The organism is Microbacterium sp. BWT-B31, assembly GCF_041379855.1.
In the GTDB taxonomy this organism is placed as follows: domain Bacteria; phylum Actinomycetota; class Actinomycetes; order Actinomycetales; family Microbacteriaceae; genus Microbacterium.
This window is the reverse complement of sequence record NZ_JBFECU010000011.1, coordinates 1-23,755: the sequence shown is the minus strand read 5'-3', so window position 1 is coordinate 23,755 and position 23,755 is coordinate 1. Positions and strand designations below refer to the sequence as shown.

Annotated in this window: 24 protein-coding genes and 1 pseudogene; 5 read left to right on the top strand and 20 right to left on the bottom strand. The window is 69.9% G+C overall.

Annotated elements, in window-relative coordinates; translation table 11 throughout:
* Positions 1-111 precede the first annotated feature (111 nt).
* On the top strand, positions 112-435 hold the full coding sequence (locus AB1K54_RS12150; RefSeq protein ID WP_371203015.1) for a DUF2469 family protein: 324 nt from the start codon (positions 112-114) through the stop codon (positions 433-435).
* Between the two features lie 31 nt (positions 436-466).
* Here AB1K54_RS12150 and AB1K54_RS12145 read toward each other — a convergent pair whose 3' ends face one another.
* The 4 genes from AB1K54_RS12145 to AB1K54_RS12130 all read right to left on the bottom strand — a co-directional run bounded on the left by AB1K54_RS12145 (position 467) and on the right by AB1K54_RS12130 (position 3,091).
* The gene (locus AB1K54_RS12145) at positions 467-1,126 is read right to left on the bottom strand and encodes a ribonuclease HII (protein WP_371203014.1); all 660 of its coding nucleotides are present in this window, start codon (positions 1,124-1,126) and stop codon (positions 467-469) included.
* On the bottom strand, positions 1,123-1,911 hold the full coding sequence (gene lepB / locus AB1K54_RS12140) for a signal peptidase I (RefSeq protein ID WP_371203013.1): 789 nt from the start codon (positions 1,909-1,911) through the stop codon (positions 1,123-1,125). Before lepB ends, AB1K54_RS12145 begins: the two co-directional genes overlap by 4 nt.
* A 148-nt stretch (positions 1,912-2,059) precedes the next feature.
* Positions 2,060-2,407, bottom strand: coding sequence for a 50S ribosomal protein L19 (gene rplS, locus AB1K54_RS12135; protein WP_371203012.1), 348 nt, complete (start codon positions 2,405-2,407; stop codon positions 2,060-2,062).
* A 183-nt stretch (positions 2,408-2,590) separates the two neighbouring features.
* A complete protein-coding gene (locus AB1K54_RS12130) occupies positions 2,591-3,091 on the bottom strand; it encodes an MFS transporter permease (protein ID WP_371203011.1) in 501 nt (166 codons plus the stop codon).
* Between the two features lie 173 nt (positions 3,092-3,264).
* Between AB1K54_RS12130 and map the strand changes: the two genes are divergently transcribed.
* A complete protein-coding gene (gene map, locus AB1K54_RS12125) occupies positions 3,265-4,047 on the top strand; it encodes a type I methionyl aminopeptidase (protein ID WP_371203010.1) in 783 nt (260 codons plus the stop codon).
* 32 nt (positions 4,048-4,079) lie between these two features.
* Here the strand turns inward: map and treZ are convergent, their stop codons facing one another.
* The 8 genes from treZ to rpsP form a co-directional block, all read right to left on the bottom strand.
* Positions 4,080-5,867, bottom strand: coding sequence for a malto-oligosyltrehalose trehalohydrolase (gene treZ / locus AB1K54_RS12120; RefSeq protein ID WP_371203009.1), 1,788 nt, complete (start codon positions 5,865-5,867; stop codon positions 4,080-4,082).
* Positions 5,864-8,206, bottom strand: a complete 2,343-nt coding sequence (treY, locus tag AB1K54_RS12115; protein WP_371203008.1) for a malto-oligosyltrehalose synthase — start codon at positions 8,204-8,206, stop codon at positions 5,864-5,866. Before treY ends, treZ begins: the two co-directional genes overlap by 4 nt.
* A gap of 5 nt (positions 8,207-8,211) precedes the next feature.
* On the bottom strand, positions 8,212-10,428 hold the full coding sequence (glgX, locus tag AB1K54_RS12110) for a glycogen debranching protein GlgX (RefSeq protein ID WP_371203007.1): 2,217 nt from the start codon (positions 10,426-10,428) through the stop codon (positions 8,212-8,214).
* 91 nt (positions 10,429-10,519) lie between these two features.
* Positions 10,520-11,950, bottom strand: a complete 1,431-nt coding sequence (gene pyk, locus AB1K54_RS12105; RefSeq protein ID WP_371203006.1) for a pyruvate kinase — start codon at positions 11,948-11,950, stop codon at positions 10,520-10,522.
* 26 nt (positions 11,951-11,976) lie between these two features.
* Positions 11,977-12,690: a tRNA (guanosine(37)-N1)-methyltransferase TrmD gene (gene trmD, locus AB1K54_RS12100; RefSeq protein ID WP_371203005.1), complete on the bottom strand. Its 714-nt coding sequence runs from the start codon at positions 12,688-12,690 to the stop codon at positions 11,977-11,979.
* Positions 12,691-12,732: 42 nt separating this feature from the next.
* The gene (rimM, locus tag AB1K54_RS12095; protein ID WP_371203004.1) at positions 12,733-13,404 is read right to left on the bottom strand and encodes a ribosome maturation factor RimM; all 672 of its coding nucleotides are present in this window, start codon (positions 13,402-13,404) and stop codon (positions 12,733-12,735) included.
* 1 nt (position 13,405) lies between these two features.
* A complete protein-coding gene (locus AB1K54_RS12090) occupies positions 13,406-13,636 on the bottom strand; it encodes an RNA-binding protein (RefSeq protein WP_371203003.1) in 231 nt (76 codons plus the stop codon).
* Positions 13,637-13,640: 4 nt separating this feature from the next.
* On the bottom strand, positions 13,641-14,063 hold the full coding sequence (gene rpsP / locus AB1K54_RS12085) for a 30S ribosomal protein S16 (RefSeq protein WP_371203002.1): 423 nt from the start codon (positions 14,061-14,063) through the stop codon (positions 13,641-13,643).
* 192 nt (positions 14,064-14,255) lie between these two features.
* Between rpsP and AB1K54_RS12080 the strand changes: the two genes are divergently transcribed.
* A complete protein-coding gene (locus AB1K54_RS12080; RefSeq protein WP_371203001.1) occupies positions 14,256-15,419 on the top strand; it encodes a glutamate--cysteine ligase in 1,164 nt (387 codons plus the stop codon).
* A gap of 108 nt (positions 15,420-15,527) precedes the next feature.
* Here the strand turns inward: AB1K54_RS12080 and AB1K54_RS12075 are convergent, their stop codons facing one another.
* From AB1K54_RS12075 to AB1K54_RS12055, 5 genes are all read right to left on the bottom strand, one after another.
* A complete protein-coding gene (locus AB1K54_RS12075) occupies positions 15,528-16,367 on the bottom strand; it encodes an endonuclease domain-containing protein (protein ID WP_371203000.1) in 840 nt (279 codons plus the stop codon).
* Positions 16,368-16,593: 226 nt separating this feature from the next.
* Entirely contained in the window at positions 16,594-18,165 is a 1,572-nt protein-coding gene (gene ffh / locus AB1K54_RS12070; protein ID WP_371202999.1) for a signal recognition particle protein, read from the bottom strand.
* Positions 18,166-18,339: 174 nt separating this feature from the next.
* Positions 18,340-18,834: an RNA polymerase sigma factor gene (locus tag AB1K54_RS12065; protein ID WP_371202998.1), complete on the bottom strand. Its 495-nt coding sequence runs from the start codon at positions 18,832-18,834 to the stop codon at positions 18,340-18,342.
* Positions 18,831-19,523 carry a hypothetical protein gene (locus tag AB1K54_RS12060; RefSeq protein ID WP_371202997.1) on the bottom strand — a complete coding sequence of 231 codons (693 nt, stop codon included), beginning with the start codon at positions 19,521-19,523 and terminating at the stop codon, positions 18,831-18,833. The genes AB1K54_RS12065 and AB1K54_RS12060 overlap by 4 nt, the downstream gene beginning before the upstream one ends.
* 167 nt (positions 19,524-19,690) lie before the next feature.
* A complete protein-coding gene (locus AB1K54_RS12055; protein WP_371202996.1) occupies positions 19,691-20,275 on the bottom strand; it encodes a TetR/AcrR family transcriptional regulator in 585 nt (194 codons plus the stop codon).
* Positions 20,276-20,446: 171 nt separating this feature from the next.
* Here AB1K54_RS12055 and lipB point away from each other — a divergent pair, with 171 nt between their 5' ends.
* Both lipB and lipA read left to right on the top strand, forming a co-directional pair.
* Positions 20,447-21,085: a lipoyl(octanoyl) transferase LipB gene (gene lipB, locus AB1K54_RS12050; protein ID WP_371202995.1), complete on the top strand. Its 639-nt coding sequence runs from the start codon at positions 20,447-20,449 to the stop codon at positions 21,083-21,085.
* The gene (lipA, locus tag AB1K54_RS12045) at positions 21,082-22,083 is read left to right on the top strand and encodes a lipoyl synthase (protein ID WP_371202994.1); all 1,002 of its coding nucleotides are present in this window, start codon (positions 21,082-21,084) and stop codon (positions 22,081-22,083) included. The genes lipB and lipA overlap by 4 nt, the downstream gene beginning before the upstream one ends.
* An 84-nt stretch (positions 22,084-22,167) precedes the next feature.
* Here lipA and AB1K54_RS12040 read toward each other — a convergent pair whose 3' ends face one another.
* The 3 genes and pseudogenes from AB1K54_RS12040 to AB1K54_RS12030 all read right to left on the bottom strand — a co-directional run.
* Positions 22,168-22,668, bottom strand: coding sequence for a DUF2004 domain-containing protein (locus AB1K54_RS12040; protein ID WP_371202993.1), 501 nt, complete (start codon positions 22,666-22,668; stop codon positions 22,168-22,170).
* A gap of 83 nt (positions 22,669-22,751) precedes the next feature.
* Complete coding sequence (ftsY, locus tag AB1K54_RS12035; protein ID WP_371202992.1) at positions 22,752-23,624, bottom strand: signal recognition particle-docking protein FtsY; 873 nt, start codon at positions 23,622-23,624, stop codon at positions 22,752-22,754.
* A gap of 33 nt (positions 23,625-23,657) precedes the next feature.
* A pseudogene (locus AB1K54_RS12030) lies at positions 23,658-23,755 on the bottom strand (IS982 family transposase); the annotation flags it as partial.

The following is a 23,755-nucleotide window of genomic DNA, read 5'->3' as shown; positions in this document are numbered from 1 at the left end:
GCCGGGGCGAACCGGTCATGACCACCGGGTGCGATCTGTGCACGGCCGCCGCCGGAGCGGCCCTGGGGAGGAGAGAGCACCGTCGATCGCGGCGACTAGGATGGGATCACCATGGATGACGAAGTCTTCGAGGACTACGACCGCGAGCTCGAGCTGGCCCTCTACAAGGAGTACCGTGACGTCGTCTCGCAGTTCCAGTACGTGATCGAGACCGAGCGCCGGTTCTACCTGGCCAACGACGTGAACGTGGTCCGTCGCGACACCGAGCACGACTTCTACTTCGAGATCTCGATGACCGACGTGTGGGTGTGGGACATCTATCGCGCCGACCGCTTCGTGAAGTCGGTCCGCGTCCTGACGTTCAAGGACGTCAACGTCGAAGAGCTCTCGCGTCGCGACTTCCACCTGCCCGAAGAGCTGTCGCTCGACTCCTGAGCGCCGGGCCGCCGCGCCTGAGCGCCCCGGCTCAGAACAGCGTCGGCGCGTCCGCGATCGCCCACGACGACCGGTGGTGCCGACTCAGCCCGTGCTCGCGGATCGCCTCGCGGTGGTCCCGGCTCGCATAGCCCTTGTTGCGTGCCCAGTTGTACGCCGGAAGGTCGTCGTGCAGCTCCGTCATGACCGCGTCGCGCGCGACCTTGGCGATGACCGATGCCGCGGCCGCGCTGGCGCAGTCCCGGTCGGCCTTGATCACCGGGCGCACCGTCAGTGCGTCCTCCCCCGCCGGGGTGATGTAGTCGTGGTTGCCGTCGAGGATCACGATGGCCTCCTCGGGGACCACGCCGTGCGCCCGCAGGTCGGCGATCGCGCGTGCCGCGGCAAGCCCGAGAGCCCGGATGATCCCGATCTGGTCGATCTCGACCGAACTGGCCCACCCGACCGCGGTCGTGCCCGCCCACGCGGCCGCGCGGGCGGCGACCTCGGCGCGGCGCGGCTCGGGGACGAGCTTGGAGTCGCGCAGCCCGGTCGGCACGCCCTTGCGCGCACGACGGGCGTCGATGACGGCGGCGCCGACGGCCACGGGACCTGCCAGCGCGCCGCGGCCGACCTCGTCGCACGCGATCACGAACGGATACTCCCGCAGGAGCCGTCTTTCGAGGGTGAGCCGAGGCTCGACCACGGTCATGGCGCGCCGTCGTCCTCGCTCGTGCCCGTGCCCTCGGGCACCCCGGTGAACACCTCGTGGTGGGGGTCGAGCATGCCGAACCGGTTGAACGGCCAGGTGATGAGAAAGGCGCGACCGACCACGTTCTCGAGCGGGACGAACCCCTTGCCGGGCTGGTCGGTGTTGTAGCGCGAGTCCTTGGAGTGGTAGCGGTTGTCGCCGAGCACCCACAGGCTGTCGGGGGGCACGACGACGTCGAACGGGTCGGCGGATGCCGGCGCCCCCACACTCGGGATCTTGAGGTACGACGTCTCGTCGATCGGGACGTCGTTGACCGTGATCTGACCGATCGCGTTGCAGCAGACCAGGTGGTCGCCGGGGAGCCCGATCAGACGCTTGACGAGGTGGTCGTCGCTGTCGGGCGCGGACAGCCCCACCAGCGACAGCAGCCAGTCGATGCCTTCGACGATCGGCGCGCGCGGCGGCGAGTTGTCGGGGGGAAGCCAGCCGCCGGGATCGCGGAACACGACGATGTCGCCGCGCTGGTAAGAGCCGAATCGAGGGGTGATCTCGTCGACGAGGATGCGGTCGTTGACCAGCAGGGTGTCTTCCATCGACCCCGAGGGAATGTAGAAGGAGCGCACCAGGAACGTCTTGACGAGGAATGACACGAGAACGGCGATGAGCACGATGATGAGCACGTCTCGCAGGAACACGAGCCACCCGCGACGGGCCGAGCGTGGGGCGACGCCATCGGCACGAGGTGCGCTGCTCTCGTCGGCAGTCGCCGCCTGTTCTGTAGTCATGGTTCCCTCGCTCGATTCGTCATGCTCCGGAGAACCGCAAGATCAAGACTCGCATACTCCCGCCGTCGCGGATGTCATCCTCGACACATACGACGGATCAAGAAGGCCCCGGATTCCTGCGAATCCGGGGCCTTCGGGAAGAGTCGACTCAGCGGTCGCGCTTCTCCTTGATCTTGGCCTTCTTGCCGCGGAGGTTGCGCAGGTAGTACAGCTTCGCCCGGCGGACGTCACCGCGGGTGACGACCTCGATGTGGTCGATCACCGGCGAGTGGACCGGGAAGGTGCGCTCGACGCCGACCTGGAAGCTGATCTTGCGGACGGTGAAGGTCTCGCGCACACCGTCGCCGGAGCGGCCGATGACGACGCCCTGGAAGACCTGGATGCGCGAGCGGTTGCCTTCGGTGATGTTGACGTGCACCTTGACGGTGTCACCGGGGGCGAACTCGGGGATGTCCGAGCGGAGCGAAGCCGCATCGACGGCGTCGAGGATCTGCATGATCGTATCTCTCTGCGGCCGCCACCAGGTCGACCGCGGGATTGATGGGAAAGAATCGTTCGTGCCCGTGGTCGCCGGCTCTCAGCCAGACGACGGACTCCCCTGAGGCAGAGCCTGGTCGGGGCACAAACAACTATTCTGCCATGGATGCCGCACCCGGCCAAAACACGGGGTGGCGCCGCGTCACGCCCCGGGCGGCTTCTCGCGCACGACGATGACCTCGTGCGCGGCGGCAGCGCGGTCCGCTCCGGGGCCCGACGCGGACGGCGGCGGGATGTAGCCGACTCCCTCGAACGTGCGCATCACGAGCCCCGACGGCCGCGCCTCGCTCCACAGCTGCCACAGTTCCATCCAGAACATCGCGATCGCCACGACGACAGCCCCCACGAAGGCGGCCGTCCACCACGCGGGGTTGTAGAAGCCCAGCGAGATCGTGAGCAGGTGCCACACCGAAAACCCCGCGACATCCCACCACGACACGGCGCGCTGGGCCCGGACGGTGCCGCGAGCGCGCACCAGCAGCGTGAGCACGAGCTGCCCGACCAACACCGACGGAACCGCGATCAGCAGCCACAGGAACGCCCACCCGCTCGCGTTGAAGATGAAGATCCCGACGAAGAGCCACAGCGGCAGGATGAAGGCAGACGGGATCAGCCACCCGAAGAACGCGCGCCGTAGCAACATGCCACGATGCTACGCCCGATGCCCCGCGGCGGGCACCGCGTGCGGCATCCTCCCAGCCGTCTCGGGGTCGCCCCCTGCCCGCACCGCGGCACCCGCCTGCCGCGCCCGGAGCGGCGCTGAGCCGACACGGAGGTTCCTTCCGCGAGAATGGATCCATCGACGAGAGGATCCCGATGATCGAGTTGCGCACGCCTGCCGAGATCGACGCCATGCGACCGGCCGGACGCTTCGTGGCCGAGACGCTCGCGACGCTCCGCGACGAGACCAGGGTCGGCACGAACCTCCTCGCGATCGATCGTCGCGCGCATGAGCTGATCCGCCGGGCCGGTGCGCAGTCCTGCTACATCGACTACCACCCTTCGTTCGGGGCGAGCCCCTTCGGCAAGGTGATCTGCACGTCGGTCAACGACGCGGTGCTGCATGGGCTCCCCCACGACTACGCGCTGCGCGACGGCGACCTCGTCTCGCTCGACCTGGCGGTCTCGATCGACGGGTGGGTCGCCGATTCGGCCGTGTCGTTCGTCGTCGGCACCGCCCGCGACGAAGACCTCGCGCTGATAGACACGACCGAGCGCGCGCTGGATGCCGCGATCGCGGCTGCGACCGTCGATCACCGCATCGGCGACATCTCGCACGCGATCGCCGGGATCGCACACGCGGAAGGGTACTCGATCAACACCGACTTCGGCGGACACGGCGTGGGCCGCATCATGCACGGCGACCCGCATGTGCCCAACGACGGCAAGCCGGGTCGCGGGTTCCCGCTGCGGCCGGGGCTCGTGATCGCGATCGAGCCGTGGTTCCTCGCGACCACCGACAAGCTCGTCACCGACCCCGACGGCTGGACGCTGCGCAGCACTGACGGATCCCGCGGCGCGCACTCGGAGCACACCATCGCGATCACAGCGGACGGGCCGATCGTGCTCACCGACCGCTCGTTCCTCGGCGTGCGCTGACCGGGTTCACCCGCGCTCTGCGAGCAGTCGTCTCACGAAGGGATGCCGCGAGGCTCATCGCGGCTTGCACCGGGACCGGGCGCGGCGATGACCGCGCTGTCGGGCGGCACCACGATCACCCCCGCCGAGACCGCGAGGGCGTCGTCCGACGTCGAGAGGATCACTTCGCTGGCGGGATCGACCGCGAACGGCCGAGCGGCGGCGGTGAGGTTGACGAGGACTTCGAGCGGGCCGCGTCGCAGCCGGAACGCGCGGTGCGCGGCATCGGTCTCATGAGGTGTCTCGACGCGCGCATCGAGCGAGCCGAACGACGAGTCGGCGAGCTCGGGGCGTTCGCGGCGCAGCCGCGCGAGCGTCCGGTACAGGCCGAGCAGGCGCGCGTGCTCGCCTGTGCTGGCCTCGGACCAGTCGAGCTTCGAACGGTAGAACGTCGCGGGGTCCTGCGGGTCGGGCACGACCGAATCGCCCCAGCCCATGCGCGCGAACTCCGCGATGCGTCCCTTCGCCGTCGCCTCCCCGAGATCGGGTTCGGGATGCGAGGTGAAGAACTGCCACGGCGTCGAGGCGCCCCACTCCTCGCCGTGGAAGATCATCGGCGTGCCCGCAGCGGTCAGGGTCAGCACCGCGGCCACCGCGAGCCGATCCCACGACAGTGTCTGCGACAGGCGGTCCCCGGTGGCGCGGTTGCCGATCTGGTCGTGGTCCTGCGCGAAGGTGACCAGGCGCCACGTCGGCACATCCGCGGGGATCGGCGCACCGTGCCGGCTGCCGCGGAAAGACGACCAGGTGCCGTCGTGGAAGAACCCCTCGGTCCAGACCTTCGCAAGCGCGTTCGGGGCGGCGAAGTCGGTGTAGTACCCGGAGGTCTCGCCGGTGAGGGCCACGTGCACGGCGTGGTGCCAGTCGTCGTTCCACTGCGCCGTGACGCCGTAGCCGCCGTCCTCGCGGCGGACGAACAGGGTCGGGTCGTTGAGGTCGGACTCGGCGATGAGGGTGAGCGGCCGACCGAGTTCGGCCGACAGCAGATCGGCGCGCTGGGCGAGCTCTTCGAGGATGTGCACAGCGGAGTGATCCTTCAGCGCATGCACGGCGTCCAGGCGGAGCGCGTCGACATGGTAGTCCGCGAACCACATCGTGACGTTGTCGAGGAGGGTGTCGCGCACGTTGCGCTCTTCGAGCTGAACAGACGCGCCCCACGTCGTGCGCTCGGCATCGCGCAGGTACGGGCCGAACGCGGGAAGATGGTTGCCGCTCGGACCGAGGTGGTTGTAGACGACGTCCTGCACGACGGCGAGACCGGCCGCGTGCGCCGCGTCGACGAACCGCTGATACGCCCCGGGACCGCCGTAGGCGTGGTGGACGGCGAACCACAGCACGCCGTCGTAGCCCCAGTTCCACACGCCGTTGAAGGCGTTCACCGGCAGCAGCTCGACGTGAGTGACCCCCAACTCGACGAGATGTTCCAAGCGGCCGATCGCCGCGTCGAGGGTTCCCTCCGGCGTGAACGTGCCCACGTGCAGCTCGTACACCAGACCGCCCTCGAGGCCACGACCCGCCCAGCCCCGGTCGCTCCAGGCGAAGCGGGACAGGTCGAAGAAGGCCGATGCCTCGTGCACGCCCCGTGGCTGCCAGCGCGACCGTGGGTCGGGCCGCAGGGTGTCGTCCTCGCCCAGCACGAACCCGTACTCGTCGCCGTGGTCGAGGGCGACGTCGGCGACCCACCAGCCGGCGCGGTGCGCGTCCCGCGCGAGGTCGACGTCGGGCAGCCCGGGCCGGCGCAGCCGAACGCGCCCGGCGCGGGGAGCCCACACGTCGATCACGGACCCTCCTCCGGCACGAGGAGGGCGACCGGATACGTCGAGAGCACCTCGCCCAGCGGGATCTGCCCGCCCCGCAGCCGACGCCCGGTGAACGCGTCGACCGTCGGCCCGCTGTGCCGCAGCAGCACGGTGTCGCGCCACCCCCCGCCCGACGCCAGTCCCACCGGAAGGCGCGTCGCGACCGCGAGCGCCCCGCCGCGGTCGAAGGCGATCGCGTGGGCTGCGGCATCCCCGACCACCGTCATCGGTGTGAAGCGCGTGAACAGACCGGGGTGATCACGGCGCAGGCGCAGCGCGCGCGAGGTGACGAGCAGCTTCGCGGCGCCGGACTCGTCGATCGGCGGCGTCCACCCGTCATCCAGATGCGCCAGCAGCGTCCGCCGCGCTTCGAAGTCGACCAGTCGCCGATTGTCGGGGTCGACGAGGCTCGTCTGCCACAGCTCCGAGCCCTGGTAGACGTCGGGCACCCCCGGCCCCGCCAGGTGCAGAACGGCCGCCGCCAGCGCGTTGGACCACCCGAACGGTGCGATCTCGGCGACGAACCCGTCCACGACTGCGCGTGCGGGGCCGAAGGCCGCATCGACGAGGGCGTGCGCGCGCGCCTCGAACGCGGCATCCGGATCGAGCCAGCTGCTGCGCTCGCCCGCCTCGCGCGAGGCCTTCTCGGCATATTCGTGCAGACGCTCGGCGGTCGCCGGCCACGACCCCACGATCGCCTGCCACAGCAGCGCGTCGAACGGCCCGTGCCCGGTGGTCGAGATCGCGCGCAGCCGCGCGAGCACCGCGGACCAGCGCTCGGGAATCTCGGCGAGAACCGACAGTCGCGCCCGCACGTCGGCCCCTCGCTTGGTGTCATGCGTGGTGAGAGCCGTCAGCGCGGTCGGCCACGACGCCTGACGCCGCGCGAACGCGCGATGCAGCCCGTCGACCGACAGCGCGAACACGCTCGGGTCGCCGCCGACCTCTGTCAGCGTGCCCAGTCGCGTCGCGCGGTAGAACGCGGTGTCTTCCACGCCCTTGGCCATCACCGGGCCGGTCGTCTGCTCGAACCGGCGCGCGACCTCGAGGGCCGGGTCTTCGAGCAGCGGCAGCAGCAGGGTGATCGTCGCCGCCAGATCGGGCCGTCGAGCGGATGCCTCGGCCCCTGCCTCAGCGAGCAGCTCGCGCCCGGCCGGCAGGTACGTGCGATAGACGCAGAAGCACGCGAGCAGTTCGGCCAGCGCATCCTCGGCGTCGGGGGCGGCCTCCCGGATCGGCAGCGGCAGGCACCGCACCAGCCGGCGCAACTCGGACCCGTACAGGGTGTCGGCGACCAGACGCTTGCTGTCGTGCGCGAGGTCGGCCCACGAGGGCGCCGGGGGCAGCCCCGTGTCGGAGCGCAGCCGCGCGTCGAGCGCGTCCAGCCCCGCCTCGCCCGCGGGGTCGACGAGCACGCGATCGATCTCGGCCAGGGCGTCGTAGCCGGTCGTGCCCTCGCTCTCCCACCACCCCGGCAGCGCCTCGGCCCCGTCGGTCGCGCTGCGCTCGAGGATCTTCTCGACCACCGTGTACGCGTCGCCCGTCGCCTCGGCGAGCCGAGCGAGGTACGCGCCGGGATCGCGCAGGCCGTCGGGGTGATCGATGCGCAGCCCGTCGACCAGGCCCTCCCGGATCCACCGGGCGACCTCGCTGTGCGCGGCGTCGAACACCCACGGCACCTCGACGCGCAGCCCCGCCAGCGTCGACACGGTGAAGAACCGCCGGTAGTTCAGGTCGACCGTCTGGCGGCGCCAGAAGATCGGCTCCCAGTGCTGGCGGCCGAGGATCGTGGCGACGTCGGCGCGGTCGTCGGCCGTGCCCGGGGCGAGCGGCAGCACGTGATCGAAGTAGCGCGCGGTGCCGGCATCCGTGTCGATCGAGAAGTCGCCCAGCGCACGATCGGGCTCGTCGCCGAGGATCGGCAGACGCACGCGGCCCGAGCCGGCGTCCCAGTCGATGTCGAATGCCTCTGCCCAGCGCGAAGCACGGCCGTGGGTCAGCACGTCCCACCACCACGGGTTCTGCTCGGGCCGGGCAACGCCCACATGGTTGGGCACGATGTCGACGAGGATGCCGAGCCCGGCCGCCCGCGCTGCCGCCGCCAACCGCGCCAGGCCCGGCTCCCCGCCGCGCGCCGCGTCCACGCGCGTCGGGTCGACGACGTCGTACCCGTGGTCCGAGCCGTCGGCGGCCTGCAGGATCGGCGAGAGGTACGCCCAGTCGGCTCCGAGATCGTGCAGGTATCCGGCGACGGCGGCGGCGGCATCCAGATCGAAGGAGGATCGGATCTGAAGCCGGTAGGTCGATGCCGGGGTGCGCATCTCGATCAGATGGCTCCGGGCCGTGCGTCCGGTCGGGGCGCCGGGGACCGCGGGTCGCCCGTGCGGGACTCGGCGAGCGCGGCGAGCGAGGCGGCGACCGAGTGGTCGGGGTCGTTCTCCTTCTCGCGGTGCTCGCGCATGACGACCATCGATCGCGCCTCGACGGTCACGACCCCGCCGGGATCGATCACGTGCGAGTCCGCCAGTCGCCCTGCCGTGTCGACCACCACGTCCCACTGCGGGCTGAACTTCACCGGTGGGATCGTGAAGTCCAGCGGCGCGTCGTCGGCGTTGAACAGCACCACGAAGTGCTGGTCCTTGATCGGCTCGCCGCGGCGATCGCGCTCACGGATGCCGTTGCCGTTGAGCATCACGCTGATCGCCTTGCCGAAGCCGGACTCCCAGTCCTCGGGCTGCATCCGCGTGCCGTCCGGGCGGCCCCACACGATGTCGGGCACCCCGACCTCGGCGCGCACGGGACGACCGTCGAAGAATCGCTGGCGGCGGAACGTCGGATGCTCCTTGCGCAGCTTCGCGAGGGCGGCGGTGAACTCGATGAGCGGCTGGTCGGCCGAGTCCCAGTCGACCCACGTGATCTCGTTGTCCTGCGCGTAGCCGTTGTTGTTGCCCTGCTGCGAGCGGCCGAGCTCGTCTCCGTGCAGCAGCATCGGCACGCCCTGCGACAGCAGCAGGGTCGCGAGGAAGTTGCGCTGCTGTCGCGCGCGGAGCGTGAGCACCGCGGGGTCGTCGCTGGGGCCCTCGACCCCGCAGTTCCACGACCGGTTGTCGTCGGCCCCGTCCTTGCCGTTCTCGCCGTTCGCGGCATTGTGCTTGTCGTTGTACGAGACCAGATCGCGCAGGGTGAACCCGTCGTGCGCGGTGACGAAGTTGACCGATGCCACGGGTCGGCGCCCCGAGTGCTCGTAGAGGTCCGCCGACCCGGTCAGGCGCGAGGCGAACTCGCCGAGGGTCGCCGACTCGCCGCGCCAGAAGTCGCGCACGGTGTCGCGGTACTTGCCGTTCCACTCCGTCCACTGCGGCGGGAAGTTGCCGACCTGGTAGCCGCCGGGGCCGACATCCCACGGCTCGGCGATGAGCTTCACCTGCGACACCACCGGGTCCTGCTGAACGAGCTCGAAGAACGCGGCCAGGCGATCCACGTCGTAGAACTCGCGAGCGAGCGCTGCCGCGAGGTCGAACCGAAACCCGTCGACGTGCATCTCGAGCACCCAGTAGCGCAGCGAGTCCATGATCAGCTGCAGGGCGTGCGGGCTGCCGACGTTGAGGCTGTTGCCCGTGCCCGTGTAGTCGGTGTAGTACTGCTTGTCCTTCGGCTCCAGCCGGTAGTAGGCGGCGTTGTCGATGCCGCGCATGCTGAGCGTGGGACCGAGGTGGCTGCCCTCTGCCGTGTGGTTGTAGACGACGTCGAGGATCACCTCGATGCCCGCGGCGTGGAACGAGCGGACCATCGCCTTGAACTCCTGCACCTGCTGCCCGAGCTGACCGGACGACGAGTACGAGTTGTGGGGCGCGAAGAACGAGATGGTGTTGTAGCCCCAGTAGTTCGACAAGCCCTTCTTCTGCAGGGTGTCGTCGTTGACGAACTGGTGCACGGGCATCAACTCGATCGCCGTCACGCCGATCCGGCGTAGGTGGTCGATCACGGCGGGGTGCGCGAGGCCGTTGTACGACCCGCGGATCTCGGGCGGCACGAGCGGGTTCAGCTGCGTGAGGCCCTTCACGTGGGCCTCGTAGATGAGGCTCTCGGAGTACGGCGTGCGAAGCGGGCGGTCACCGGCCCAGTCGAAGAACGGGTTGATGACGACGCCCTTCATCATGCTGGCGGCCGAGTCGTCGTCGTTGCGTTTCGCGGGGTTGTCGAAGTCGTACCCGAACACCGACTGATTCCACTGCACCTGGCCGTCCACGGCCTTCGCATACGGGTCGAGGAGCAGCTTGCTGGGGTTGAAGCGCTTGCCCTGCACGGGGTCGTATTCGCCGTGCACGCGATAGCCGTAGCGCTGCCCGGGTCGCACGTTCGGCAGATAGGCGTGCCACACGAACGCGTCGACGTCGATGAGCGCAACGCGCTTCTCCTTGCCGCCGGGCCCGAACAGGCACAGCTCGACCTTCTCGGCTCCTTCGCTGAACAGGGCGAAGTTCGTGCCGCTGCCGTCGAATGTCGCTCCGAGCGGGTAGGCGGATCCGGGCCAGGTCTGCAAGCGGTGCTCCTCCGTCGGGGCTCCCACACTAGTGGAGCGGCGGTCGCCCCAGCAGGGGCAGCGCCCGCCGCCGCACGTGGCGTCGGCGAGGTCAGTCGAAGATCTCGCGGCCGCCGGCGCCGACGACGTGCACGCGGACGTTGTTGGTCGATCCCGGAATCCCAGGAGGGGCGCCCGCTGTCACCACGACGCGGTCGGCCTTCTGTGCGAGCCCGGTCGCAAGCAGCACCTCGTCGAGGATCGTCATGAGCTCGTCGGTCGTCGCGCCACGCCTGACGAGGAACGTCTCGACGCCCCACAGCACTGCATTGCGGGAGCGGGTGGCGGGAAGGTCGGTGAACGACAGGATGGGCACGCGGTCGCGCAGGCGCGACATGCGCCGCGCCGAGTCGCCGGACTGGCTGAAGACGCACACGTACTTCGCGTCGACGAAGTCGGCGATGCTCCGGGCGGCGAGGGTGAGCGCGCCGCCCTGCGTGTGCGGTTTCGTGCCAAGCGGCGGGATGCGCTCGAGACCGTGCTCCTCGGTCGTGTGCACGATGCGCGCCATCGTCTCGACGACCGCCACCGGGTGGGCGCCGACGGCCGTCTCGCCCGAGAGCATCACGGCGTCCGCGCCGTCGAGGACGGCATTTGCCACGTCGGATGCCTCGGCCCGCGTGGGCACGGGCGACTCGATCATCGACTCGAGCATCTGCGTCGCGACGATCACCGGCTTCGCCCAGCGCCGCGCGAGCTCGATCGCGTGCTTCTGCACGATCGGCACCGCCTCGATCGGCAGCTCGACGCCGAGGTCGCCGCGGGCGACCATGACGCCGTCGAACGCGTCGATGATCTCCTGCAGCTGGTCGATCGCCTCGGGCTTCTCGAGCTTGGCGAAGATCGGGACGACTCGCCCCTCCTCTGCCATGATCACCTGTGCGCGCAGCGCGTCCTTCGGACTGCGCACGAAAGACATCGCGATCAGGTCGGCGCCCAGCCGCAGCGCCCATCGCAGGTCGGCTTCGTCCTTCTCGCTCAGCGCGGGCGCGCTCACCGCGACGCCCGGCAGGTTGATGCCCTTGTTGTCGGAGACCTCGCCGCCCACGACGACCTCCGTGCGCACCCGCACGCCGTCGGTGTCGAGCACCTTGAGGCGCACCTTCCCGTCGTTGACGAGGATCGGGTCGCCGACCGCGACGTCCTGAGCGAGCTGCGGGAAGGTCGTTCCCACGAGGTCCTTCGTGCCCGGGACATCCTCTGTCGTGATCGTGAAGATGTCGCCCGGCGCGAGGGTGTGCGGTCCGTCCGCGAAGCGCGCGAGACGGATCTTCGGTCCCTGCAGATCGACGAGCACGCCGACGGCGCGGCCGGTCGCATCACTCGCCTTGCGCACGTGGGCGTACGCCCGCTCGTGCGTGTCGTAGTCTCCGTGACTGCGGTTGATGCGGGCCACGTCCAGTCCCGCTCGCACCAGCGCCTCGATGGTCTCGTAGCTCGATGTCGCGGGCCCCAGCGTGGCAACGATCTTCGCACGGCGCACAGGCGTGCTCCTTCCACTCGATGTGGTCAGTCTCGCGCATCCGGGAGCAGATCGGGACGCCGCATCCGTGTGCGCTCCACCTGCTGGTCGTGCCGCCACGCGGCGATGGCGCCGTGGTTGCCGCTCAGCAGGATCGGCGGCACGTCCTGACCGCGCCACGAGGCCGGCTTGGTGTACGACGGGTACTCCAGGAGCCCCTCCTCGTGCGACTCCTCGACGAGGCTCTCGGGGTTGCCGACGACGCCGGGGATGAGGCGTCCGATCGCTTCGATCATCGCCATGGACGCGACCTCGCCGCCGTTGAGCACATAGTCGCCGAGGCTCATGAGCCGCACGCGTCCGAGCGTCGCGGCGTAGGCGAACACGCGCTCGTCGATGCCCTCGTAGCGCCCGCACCCGAACACGAGGTGCGATTCGCCCGCGAGCTCGCGCGCCGTGGCCTGCGTGAAGACCTCGCCCGCGGGCGACGGGAAGACCAGCACCGGCCCGGGGCCTGCCTCAGACGCGCCCGCCGACGCGGCGATCGCGTCCAGCGCCTCGCCCCACGGCTCGGGCTTCATGACCATGCCCGCGCCGCCCCCGTACGGGGTGTCGTCGACCGTGCGGTGCCGGTCGTGCGTCCACTCGCGCAGGTCGTGCACGCGGATGTCGAGCAGCCCCTTGCCCTGCGCCTTGCCCAGCAGAGACACCCCGAGCACGTCGAAGAACGACGGGAAGATCGTGACGACGTCGATACGCACGGTCAGAGCCTACCCAGCGACCCGGACGCTGCCCGCACAGGCTCAGTCCTCGTCGGACTCTTCGGCGGCGGCATCGTCGACGCCGCCCACCAGGGGCGCGTCGGACGGGTCCGCGGGCAGCTCCTCGAACAACCCTGCCGGAGGCGTGACCACGACCCGGCCGGCCGCGATGTCGACCTCGGGCACGATGGCCTTGACGAACGGCACCAGGATCTCGTCGGCGCCGGCCAGGGGCTTCACGATCAGCAGATCCTGTGCGGGCAGATGATCGACGCGGATGACGCGACCCACGCTCACGCCGTCACGGACGACGTCGAGGCCCACGAGCTGGTGGTCGTACCACGCGTCGTCTTCGGCCGGGGCATCCGTGTCGTCCTGATCGATCCAGAGGATCGCGCGCACGACGCCCTCGGCGGCGGTGCGATCCTCGATGTCTTCGAAGAAGGCGACGGGGTGGCTGTTCATCCAGCGGAACTCCCGCACGGTCAGCGACTTGCCGTGCCAGGGAGAGGACTCCGGTACCTGCAGGGTGAACGTCGCCCCGGGGGTGAAGCGCCCCTCGGGGTCGTCGGTGTAGAGCTCGAGCTTGAGCGCGCCCTTGAGTCCGTGCGCCTTCACGAGGCGGCCGACCCGCAGCTGCGTCTTGCCCGCTGAGCTCTTCGCGGCTCGCGGCGGGCGCGCGCCCGCCCCGCCGTCCTGCTCTGCCCCGGTCACGTCAGTCGTCCGCGACGTCGACGCGCACACGGCGGCCGTCGGCGAGGGCGGAGATGAGCGTGCGGAGCGCTTTGGCCGTGCGGCCGCCGCGCCCGATCACGCGACCACGGTCGTCGGGGTGCACGTGCACCTCGAGAACGTCGCCTCGCGGCGACGTCGACGACTGGATGCGGACGTCGTCGGGGTGATCGACGATCCCCTTGACGACGTGTTCGAGCGCGGCGGCGAGCAACGGATTACTCGGCGTCTGTCGCGTCGGCGGCGGGCGCCTCGGCGTCGGCGGCCGCAGCGGGCTCCTCGGCCTTCTTGTCGGCCTTGGGCTTGATGACCGACTTCTTCGCGGCGTCGATCGAGAACTCGGCCTTCGCCTCGGCGGTCTTCAGCGTCGAGGTGGCGTTCTTGTCACCCTTGAAGGTGCCCCAGTCGCCGGTGATCTTGAGGATGGCCAGAACCTGCTCGGTCGGCTGCGCGCCGACGCCGAGCCAGTACTGGGCACGCTCGGAGTCGACCTCGATGAACGAGGGCTCCTCAGTGGGGTGGTACTTGCCGATCTCTTCGATCACGCGACCGTCGCGCTTGGTGCGCGAGTCGGCCACGACGATGCGGTAGTAAGGCGCGCGGATCTTGCCCAGGCGCTTGAGACGAATCTTGACAGCCACGATTCTCCTGAATGTGTGGAAACGAAGCGAACCGATCGCCTGGAGCGTGGGGTGCACACCCGGCGGAAGCTCAGAGGGAGGACGAGACACCGGATAGAGGGTCGAGCATCAGGTCCAGCCCTCTATTCTGCCAGATGACGCGTGCGCCCGCGAACCGAGACGAACAGGGTTGGGCCATGCCAGACTGTGCGAATGACGGTGCCGTTCGCGACATCCTCCCGATCGACGGTCGGACTCGAGTGGGAACTCATGCTCGCCGACGGAACCACCGGCGACCTCGTGCCGCGCGCCCCCGACGTCATCGCGGCGCTCGCCGAGTCCACCGGACCGGAGCGCTACACCGTCACCGGTGAGCTCCTCACGAACACCGTCGAAGTCACCAGCGGCATCGGCGACACCGTCGCGGCGGCCGTCGACGACATCGCCGACGCGATCGCGGCCGTGCGCACCGTGACGAATCCGCTCGAGGTCGAGCTGCTCTGCGCCGGCAGCCACCCGTTCGCGCAGTGGTACGGGCAGCAGGTCACCGACAACACGCGCTACCACAAGCTCATCGAGCGCACCCAGTGGTGGGGGCGCAACATGATGATCTGGGGCATCCACGTGCACGTCGGCGTAGACGACGTCAGCAAGGTGTTTCCGATCATCAACGCGCTCGCGGTCTACCTGCCGCATCTGCAGGCGCTGTCGGCGTCTTCGCCGTTCTGGGCCGGCGAGCGCACGGGGTATGCGTCCAATCGCGCACTGGTGTTCCAGCAGCTCCCGACGGCCGGGCTTCCGTGGCCGCTCGATGACTGGGCGCAGTTCGAGAGCTACCTCGATGACATGGTCGCCACGGGCGTCATCGCCGACGCGACCGAGGTGCGGTGGGACATCCGCCCCGCCCCCCGCTGGGGCACGATCGAGGTGCGCGCCTGCGACGGCATGTCGACCCTGCCCGAACTGGCCGCGGTCGCCTCCCTGGTGCAGGTGCTCGTCGAGCACTTCTCGCGCGAGCTCGACGAGGGCCGCACGCTCCCGCGCCTGCAGCCGTGGTTCGTCCGGGAGAACAAGTGGCGCGCGGCCCGTTACGGGCTGGACGCGCGCGTCATCGTCGACAGCGACGGCACCGAGATGCCGGTGCGCGAGCACGCGCGCGAGACGATGCAGAGACTCGCCGGCATCTCGGTCGAGCTCCAGTGCGCCCGCGAGTTCGCCGGAATCGAGGCGATCCTCGCGCAGGGCGCGAGCTACGCCCGTCAGGTGGCCGTCGCCGCCGCGACCAACGGCGACCTGCGCGAGGTCGTGATGCACCTGATCCGCGAGTTCCGCGCCGGGCCGACGCTGCGCGAGCACCTCGCGACGTTCGGCCAGTGAACGTCGGCGGGCGCGCCGACGCGCGTGCACGAGACGAGGCAATCGCGCGAAACGAGGACGACGTCGCGGCATCCGTCCTCGTTCGGAGGCATCCCCTCGTCTCAGGGGTCACCGGTGCAGGTCCTGCGCAACAGACATCAGGATGCTGCGCTCCACCTCGTCCCAGCCGAACATGATCTGCGCATAGTCGAACCGCAGCACCGTGTAGCCCAGAAGTCGAAGCCTGACGTCGTGCGCGATGTCGCGGCGCCGGTCCTTCGCCTCCCGGTGGTGCTCGAACCCGTCGAGCTGGACCACGAGCCGGTCCCCGAGGAGCAGATCGACAGGATGCCCCTCGAGCCGGACCTGCTGACGCAGGGGCACACCGAAAGGGCGGAGCCGATCCGCGACGATCGTCTCGAGGCCGGAGTCCGACAGTTCACCGGCCGCCTCGGCGAGGCTGCGTGCGCGCGGGCCGGCCCAGGCGACTCTGACCAGCTGCGCGGCGCTCGCATGGCCCTTTCGGATCGCGGACTCCCACACGGCCAGAGCGTCTTCACGGGGCACGCATTCCGCGACACGTGCGAGGGAGTTGACGACGGGATCACGCCACGCGTGCCGGGCGACAGGCATCGGCGCTCGTGCGCGATGGAAGCGCACACCGGCCCGCACAGGCTCCGACGAGGTGCCGGCGACCGCGACATGCAGCTCTTCGTGCGCGGGTACCCACAGCCCTCGCAGCCGCGCGTCCGACAGACACGTCAGCCTGCCGCCGGCATTGACGGCCCCGATCGCCTCGTCCGGTGCAGCTCGCGTGTGCAGCCACGATCTGCGGATGCGGCGCACCGCGCGGCTCTCCACCGCCGCGCGCATGTCGTGGGCCGTGAAGCCCGCGGCGCGGGCGTCGGCGCTGTGGGCGATTCCGCCCTGACGGTCCAGCCACGCGAGAAGGTCGGTGAGTCGAGCCATTCGTCGATGCTGCGGCCGCGGCATCCGACCGCGTGACCGGCCGCGGAAGACTGTGGACGCTCGCCGTCAGCACACCGGTTGGGGAGGAGAGTCGCGTCCGCACCGGCGCACCCGCACGAAACGAGGGGATGTCGCCAGACGAGGCTCTCGTGACGGCGATCACCCTCGTTTCGGAAGAAGCCCTCGTCTCAGGTCAGCCCCGCTGCGCGGTGACGGATGCTGCCGCTCAGCCGCGCCCGAGCAGTCGCTGCAGCTCGGCGAGGTCTTCGGCGCTGGGCGCGCCCTTCGCGCCCGAGCCGCCGAGGCCGAAACCCGACCCCGTGGGCTCGGCCTGCGCCTGCGCGGCGATGCCGGAGTTCTCGGCGGCGCGCTTGGCAGGGTTGCCCGACCGGGAGCCCGCGCGCGACTTCTGCTGCTTGCCGCCGCGCTTGGCCGACGCGCCAGGGCGCCCCGCGCCCGGGATCGGACCCATACCGGGGATGTTCGGCACTCCCCCGCGCGCGACGGTCTTCATCATCTTCGCGGCCTGCTCGAAACGGTTCACGAGCGCGTTGACGTCGGTGACGGTCATGCCCGAGCCGCGCGCGATGCGCAGGCGCCGCGAGCCGTTGAGCAGCTTCGTGTTGCGGCGCTCTGCGGGTGTCATCGAGCGGATGATCGCCTCGGTGCGGTCGATCTCGCGCTCGTCGAAGTCGTCGAGCTGCTGCTTCATCGAGCCCATGCCCGGGAGCATCCCGAGCATCTTCTTCATCGAGCCCATCTTGCGCATCTGCTGCATCTGCTCGAGGAAGTCCTCGAGCGTGAACTGCTCGGTCGCGAGCTTCTCGGCGACCTTGAGCGCCTCGGCCTCGTCGAACGCCTGCTGCGCCTGCTCGATGAGGGTGAGGATGTCACCCAGGTCGAGGATGCGCGAGGCCATGCGGTCGGGGTGGAATGCCTCGAGGTCGTCGAGTCCCTCACCGGTCGACGCGTAGATGATGGGGCGCCCGGTGACGGATGCCACGCTCAGCGCCGCGCCGCCGCGCGAGTCGCCGTCGAGCTTCGAGAGCACCACGCCGGTGAAGTCGACGCCGTCCTGGAAGGCCTTGGCCGTGTTGACGGCATCCTGACCGGTCAGCGAGTCGATGACGAACAGAACCTCGTCGGGGTCGGTGGCCTTGCGGATGTCGGCGGCCTGCTTCATCATTTCGGCATCGACGCCCAGGCGGCCGGCGGTGTCGATGATGACGATGTCGTGCTGCTGGCGACGCGCGACCTCGACACCGTCTCGGGCCACGCGCACCGGGTCGCCGACGCCGTTTCCGGGCTCGGGCGCATAGATCGCGGCGCCGGCGCGCTCGGCGACGACCTGCAACTGGTTGACGGCGTTCGGGCGCTGCAGGTCGCACGCGACGAGAAGGGGCGTGTGCCCGTCCTTCTCGAGCTGCTTGGCGAGCTTGCCGGCGAAGGTCGTCTTGCCGGAGCCCTGGAGGCCGGCGAGCATGATCACGGTCGGCGGGTTCTTCGCGAACTGCAGACGGCGCTGCTCGCCGCCGAGGATCGCGATGAGCTCCTCGTTGACGATCTGCACGACCTGCTGTGCGGGGTTGAGAGCCCGGTTCACCTCGTCGCCGAGCGCGCGCTCGCGCACCTTGGCGGTGAAGTCCTTGACGACCGACAGCGCCACGTCGGCGTCGAGCAGTGCGCGCCGGATCTCGCGGACCGTGCCGTCGACGTCCGCGGGCGTGAGCTGCCCCTTCTTGCGGAGGTTGCGGAAAGTCTCGGTGAGCCGGTCGGAGAGGGTGCCGAAAGTCGCCATGATCCCCCGATTCTACGCGAGCGGATGCCGCGCCCCGCCGTTGTCGCCGCGCCCCGCGGCCACTCGTCTGCAGGATTCAGTCCAGATGCGGCGCAGGCGTGGCGCGCTCCGCGGGATTCCGGGGTGCCATCCGTCCGGCATCCCGATTCAGGCTGAATCCTGCAGGTCCACTGCTCAGCGCACCGCCGCGCCGAGCGCCACGCGCAACTCCTCCTTCGCCTTCGCGTAGCGTCCGCGGGCGGTGGAGGGGTTCAGGCCGAGCACCTCAGCCGCCTCTACGATGGTGAACCGCTCCCAATGCACGAGTCGAACGAGCTCGGCGAGGTCGGGATCGAGGCGTGAGATGGCGTCGCGAACCTCGGATCCCTCGTCGGCGGGCGGGGACGCGGCATCCGTCGTCACGTACCCGCGAATGCGGTCGGCGAGAGCCCACCGCCTCCGCTCGCCCCGCGCGTGGTTGAGGAGCGTCCCGCGTGCGATGCCGAACAGCCACATGCGCGCCCGCTCAGGGTCGGCCGGCAGGTCGGCGATGCGCCGCCACGCGACGATCATCGTCTCGCCGAGCAGGTCGGGGGCGTCGTCGACGCCAACGCGGCGCTGCAGATAGGCCAGGAGGGACGGGGATGCCTCGGTGAGCGCCCTGGTCAGTCGCGCGTCGTCGCGGCTCACTCGCTCGCTCCCGGCACGTAGGGCTTGCCGGATTCGTCGAAGCACTGGATCTGGCTGCTGCGTTCGGCCCCCGCGAAACGTCCGCCCCCCTGCGAGATCCCGGCGTCTCGGAGTGCACGATCTTCGAGCTCCGCCACCACGAGATCCCAGGCGAACCATTCAACGGACCACGCTCGGTGGGCGACCTCTTCGGCGCGCTCCTGCGGAGACAGCGACGACATGTCGGCTCCTGGGTCGCCGTCCATCGCGGCAGCCAGGCTCTGCGTGGCCTTGTCGCGCTGCTCCGGAAGGAGCTTCTGCGCCTCGGCGGCGACGTCCGTCGACCGGTACCAGTCCTCCAGCACGCGATTCGTCTCGGCGAGCAGGCCGGGGTCGCCAGCGAAGTCGGCTCCCGCGCGGAATCCCGAGTATCGCAGCTCGCAGTCGAATCCGTTCGCCATCGTGAACGGGACCGCGCCGACCGGGTCCTGGATGCCCCAGGCGCCGAATCCGTCGGTCGCGGTCGCGACGCCGGCACCGCCCGCGAGCACGAGCGCGAGAGCCCCCGACATCACGGCGATGCGGCGGCGGCGCGGCATCCGACCCTCCCGTCGCGCAGCGCGCATCATCGCGCGCAGGTCGTCGTCGCGCACCGCGCTGGTCGTGGGCGCCGACCGGTCGAGCAGGTCGTCGAGCAGGTCCGGGGTCATCGTGCCTCCATCATCGGGGTGCCGTCACTTCGTACGTGTCCGGCATCCGGTGATTCGTCCGGCCGCTGCGCCCCCGAACTCCCGACTGCGGCTGAAAGGTGCGCCTGCGGCGAACACAAGCGCAGCACCTGCACCCTTCTGCCGCACTTGCCAAGGCGAGGGCGCGGCTACGGCGCAGGCAGAGTCGGGGATGCCGCAGCCAGCCCCTCGGCCAAGACGCGAGCGAGCGGCGCACGGCCCGCGCCCTCGTGCGCCCACGCCTCGATCGCGGCGAGCACCGCACCCGCGAAGGCTGCTCCGGCGACGCGCGAGGGGATGACGTCGATGCCGCTGCGATGCAGTCGCGCCGCCACGACGGCCCCGATCCGCGTCCGGCGCACGCCCGCCTCGCGCTCGAGCTCGGTCTCGAGGCCCATCGCGTCGGCATTGACGATCGCGAGCGCGAGGCTGTCGGGGGCGAACCCGTCGCCGAGGACCGTCAGACCTGCGAGCACGGCGGTCGCAGCATCCGTCGTCTGATCGTCGGCGAGGCGCGCGTCGAGCGCGGCGATGCGCTCATCGAGCCCCGCCCACAGGATGTCGGCCTTCGACTCGAAGTAGTTGAAGAAGCTCGACCGGCTCACGCCTGCGCGATTCGCGATGTCGGCGATCGAGGTTCCGTCGTATCCCTGCTCGAGGAACAGCTCGCATGCCGCCTCGGCGAGCGTCTCTCGCGACGAGGCCCGGGGTCTGCCGCTGCGCTGCTCGGTCACGGCGCCCAGCGTACTTCGCACCACCGCGACTGCGCCGGTTCGGTGCATCCGCGCCACATCCATGCGCAGCGGATGCACCGAACAGCCGCACTCGCAAGATCTGCGCCGCCGGACGGGATCGCGCGTATTGTTGGACGCGATCCAACAACTCGCCACAAGCGAAGGAGCACGATGCTCGACATCCTCACCGCCGGTCTCGCACCGGCCTTCGTGCCGTATCACGAAGGCTGGGCGCTGCAGCGGAGCATCCACGCCGACGTGGTCGCCGGCAGCCGCCCCGACACGCTGATCCTGCTCGAGCACGAGACGGTCTACACCGCCGGCAAGCGCACCGAGCCGCACGAGCGCCCGACCGACGGCACCCCCGTGATCGACGTCGATCGCGGCGGCAAGATCACGTGGCACGGTCCCGGGCAACTCGTCGGCTACCCGATCGTGCGCCTGCACGAGCCGGTCGACGTCGTCGCGCACGTCCGGCGCATCGAGCGCCTGCTGATCGAGACCCTGCGCGCGCACGGCGTCGACGGGTACCAGGTCGAGGGTCGCAGCGGCGTGTGGGTGCGCCGGCCGCTCTCCGAAGACAAGGTGGCCGCGATCGGCGTGCGCGTCGAGAAAGGCGTCACGATGCACGGCTTCGCGATCAACTGCGACAACACGCTCGCGGGCTTCCGCGGGATCATCCCGTGCGGGATCACGGATGCCGGGGTCACGACGGTCTCCGAGGTCGTGGGCGCCGACATCCGTCCCGCCGACATCGTCGACACGGTCATCGCCGCGTTCGAGGCCGAGTACGCGGGGGTGACCGCGTGAGCGCGTCGGCCCCCGAGGGCCGCAAGCTGCTGCGTCTCGAAGTGCGCAACGCGCAGACGCCGATCGAGCGCAAGCCCGAGTGGATCAAGACCAAGGCGAAGCTCGGACCCGAATACCAGGCGCTGCACTCGCTCGTGAAGACCGAGGAGCTGCACACGGTCTGCCAGGAGGCCGGCTGCCCCAACATCTACGAGTGCTGGGAGGACCGCGAGGCGACGTTCCTCATCGGCGGCTCGCAGTGCACGAGGCGCTGCGACTTCTGCCAGATCGACACCGGCAAGCCCGCCGACTACGACACCGACGAGCCGCGACGCGTGGCCGAGAGCGTGCAGCGCATGAACTTGCGCTACTCGACCGTGACGTGCGTCGCCCGCGACGACCTGCCCGACGGCGGCGCGTGGCTCAACGCCGAGACCGTGCGGCAGATCCACGCGATGAACCCCGCAACCGGCGTCGAACTGCTCGCGACCGACTTCAACGGCGACCCCGACCTGCTGAAGGTCGTCTTCGACGCACGCCCCGAGGTGTTCGCGCACAATGTCGAGACGGTCCCGCGCATCTTCAAGCGCATCCGACCGGCGTTCCGCTACGAGCGCTCCCTCGATGTGCTCACGCAGGCGCGTGCGGCCGGCCTCATCACCAAGTCGAATCTGATCCTCGGCATGGGCGAGGAGCCCGAAGAGGTCGTCCAGGCCCTGCACGACCTGCACGACGCGGGCACCGACATCATCACGATCACCCAGTACCTGCGCCCCTCTCCCCGGCACCTGCCGGTGGCCCGGTGGGTCAAGCCGCAGGAGTTCGTCGAGTTCAAGGAACAGGCCGAGCGCATCGGGTTCCTCGGTGTGCTCGCAGGACCGCTCGTGCGCTCGTCGTACCGCGCCGGGCGACTGTGGGCGCGGTCGATGACGGCGAAGGGCCGCGACATCCCGCCGCATCTCGCCCACCTCGCAGAGGCGATCGCGCACGAGGCGACGCCGTTCGCCCAGGCCGTGTAGCCGCCTGGGCGAACGGCCCGGTAGTCGAGTGCCGCCGGAGGCGGTGCATCCAGACACGCCCAGGCGGTCTGGCGTCGTCCGTCCTCAGTCGGCGCTCGTCACCGACAGCACGTCGCCGCCGGAGTCGAGGTTCACCAGAATGACGTCGTCGGTCGAATCAGGATCCAGCGCGTACTCCAGGACGGCGAACGGCTCGGTTCCACCGTGCTCGTCGGCGAGGATCGTCATGCTCATCAGCTGCAGCGACCGGATGATGTCGATGTGGGTGTCGCCCGAGATGTCGACCAGCAGCCCCTCCAGGTCGTCCCCCAGCGTCTGCTGCTGCTGCAGGAGATACTCGGTCACTTCGCTGGTGCGGTCGTCGAGCTCGTTCACCATGGCGTTGCGGGCGCTGCGGTCGATCGCCTCCAGCGACGAGATCAGCGCGGCCGCGACGTCGAGGGCGGCCTCCGAGACGTCGTCCTGGTCGGGCGCGGTCAGGTCGACGGTGACCGACTGGTCGGCGAGCTCGACGTTCTCGGACCAGAAGATCGAACCGTCCGGACCGGACTCGAGAAGCCCGAAGAAGTCGTGTTCGATGGCCATGTGTTTATGAAACCAGCCTGACGCGTGTGGGGGAAGAGCCGCGTCCGCGCGCCGGCGCGACGCGGCCGGAGCAACCACGTCGCTCAGTCGACAAGTGACGCCGCGAACACGTGAGGTGTGAATCCGGTGAGGTCGCCGATGCCCTCGCCCTGGCCGAGCAGCTTCACCGGGATTCCGGTGCGCTCCTGCACGGCGAGCACGAACCCGCCTTTCGCCGATCCGTCCAGCTTCGTGATCACCAGCCCCGTGACTCCGGCGTGCTCGAGGAACGCCTGCGCCTGCATGACGCCGTTCTGGCCGGTCGTGGCATCCAGCACCAGCAGCACCTCGCTGATCGGCGCCTGCTTCTCGATCACACGGCGGATCTTCGTCAGCTCATCCATGAGCCCGCCTTTGGTGTGCAGACGCCCCGCGGTGTCGACGAGCACGATCTCGGTGCCGGTCTGTTTGGCGTAGTCGATGGTCTGGAAGGCGACGGATGCCGGGTCCTGACCTTCCTGCTGGGGCCGCACGATCGTCGCGCCGCCGCGCTCGGCCCACGTCGCGAGTTGGTCGACGGCGGCCGCGCGGAACGTGTCCGCCGCCCCGACGACGACCGACCGCCCGTAGCGCTGCAAGAACTTCGCGAACTTGCCGATCGTCGTGGTCTTGCCGACGCCGTTCACGCCGACGACGAGCACGACGGCGGGCCGCTCGGTGAGCTTGAGCGTGGTGTCGAACTTCGCGAAGTGCTCCTCGAGGGTCTCGATGAGCATGCGTTTGAGGTCGCGTGGGTCGGTCGTGCGGAACCGCTCCACCTTCTCGCGGAGTTCCTCGATGATGCGCTCGCTGATGTCGGGGCCGAAGTCCGCGGTGATGAGCGCCGTCTCGAGGTCGTCCCACGTGGTCTCGTCGATCGCGGGCTTGACAAACATGCCGCGCAGCGCGCGCCCCAACGACCACGGGTTCTCTGCCATGCCTCAAGCCTAGATGAGTGAGTCCGATCGTCTTCAGTGGTCGTAGGCGATGAGGGAGCGTTTGGCGGGGGCGCCGGTGACCCAGTTGTGCCAGATGCCGGCGGCGAGGGCGAGGAGTCTGGCGGCGACGC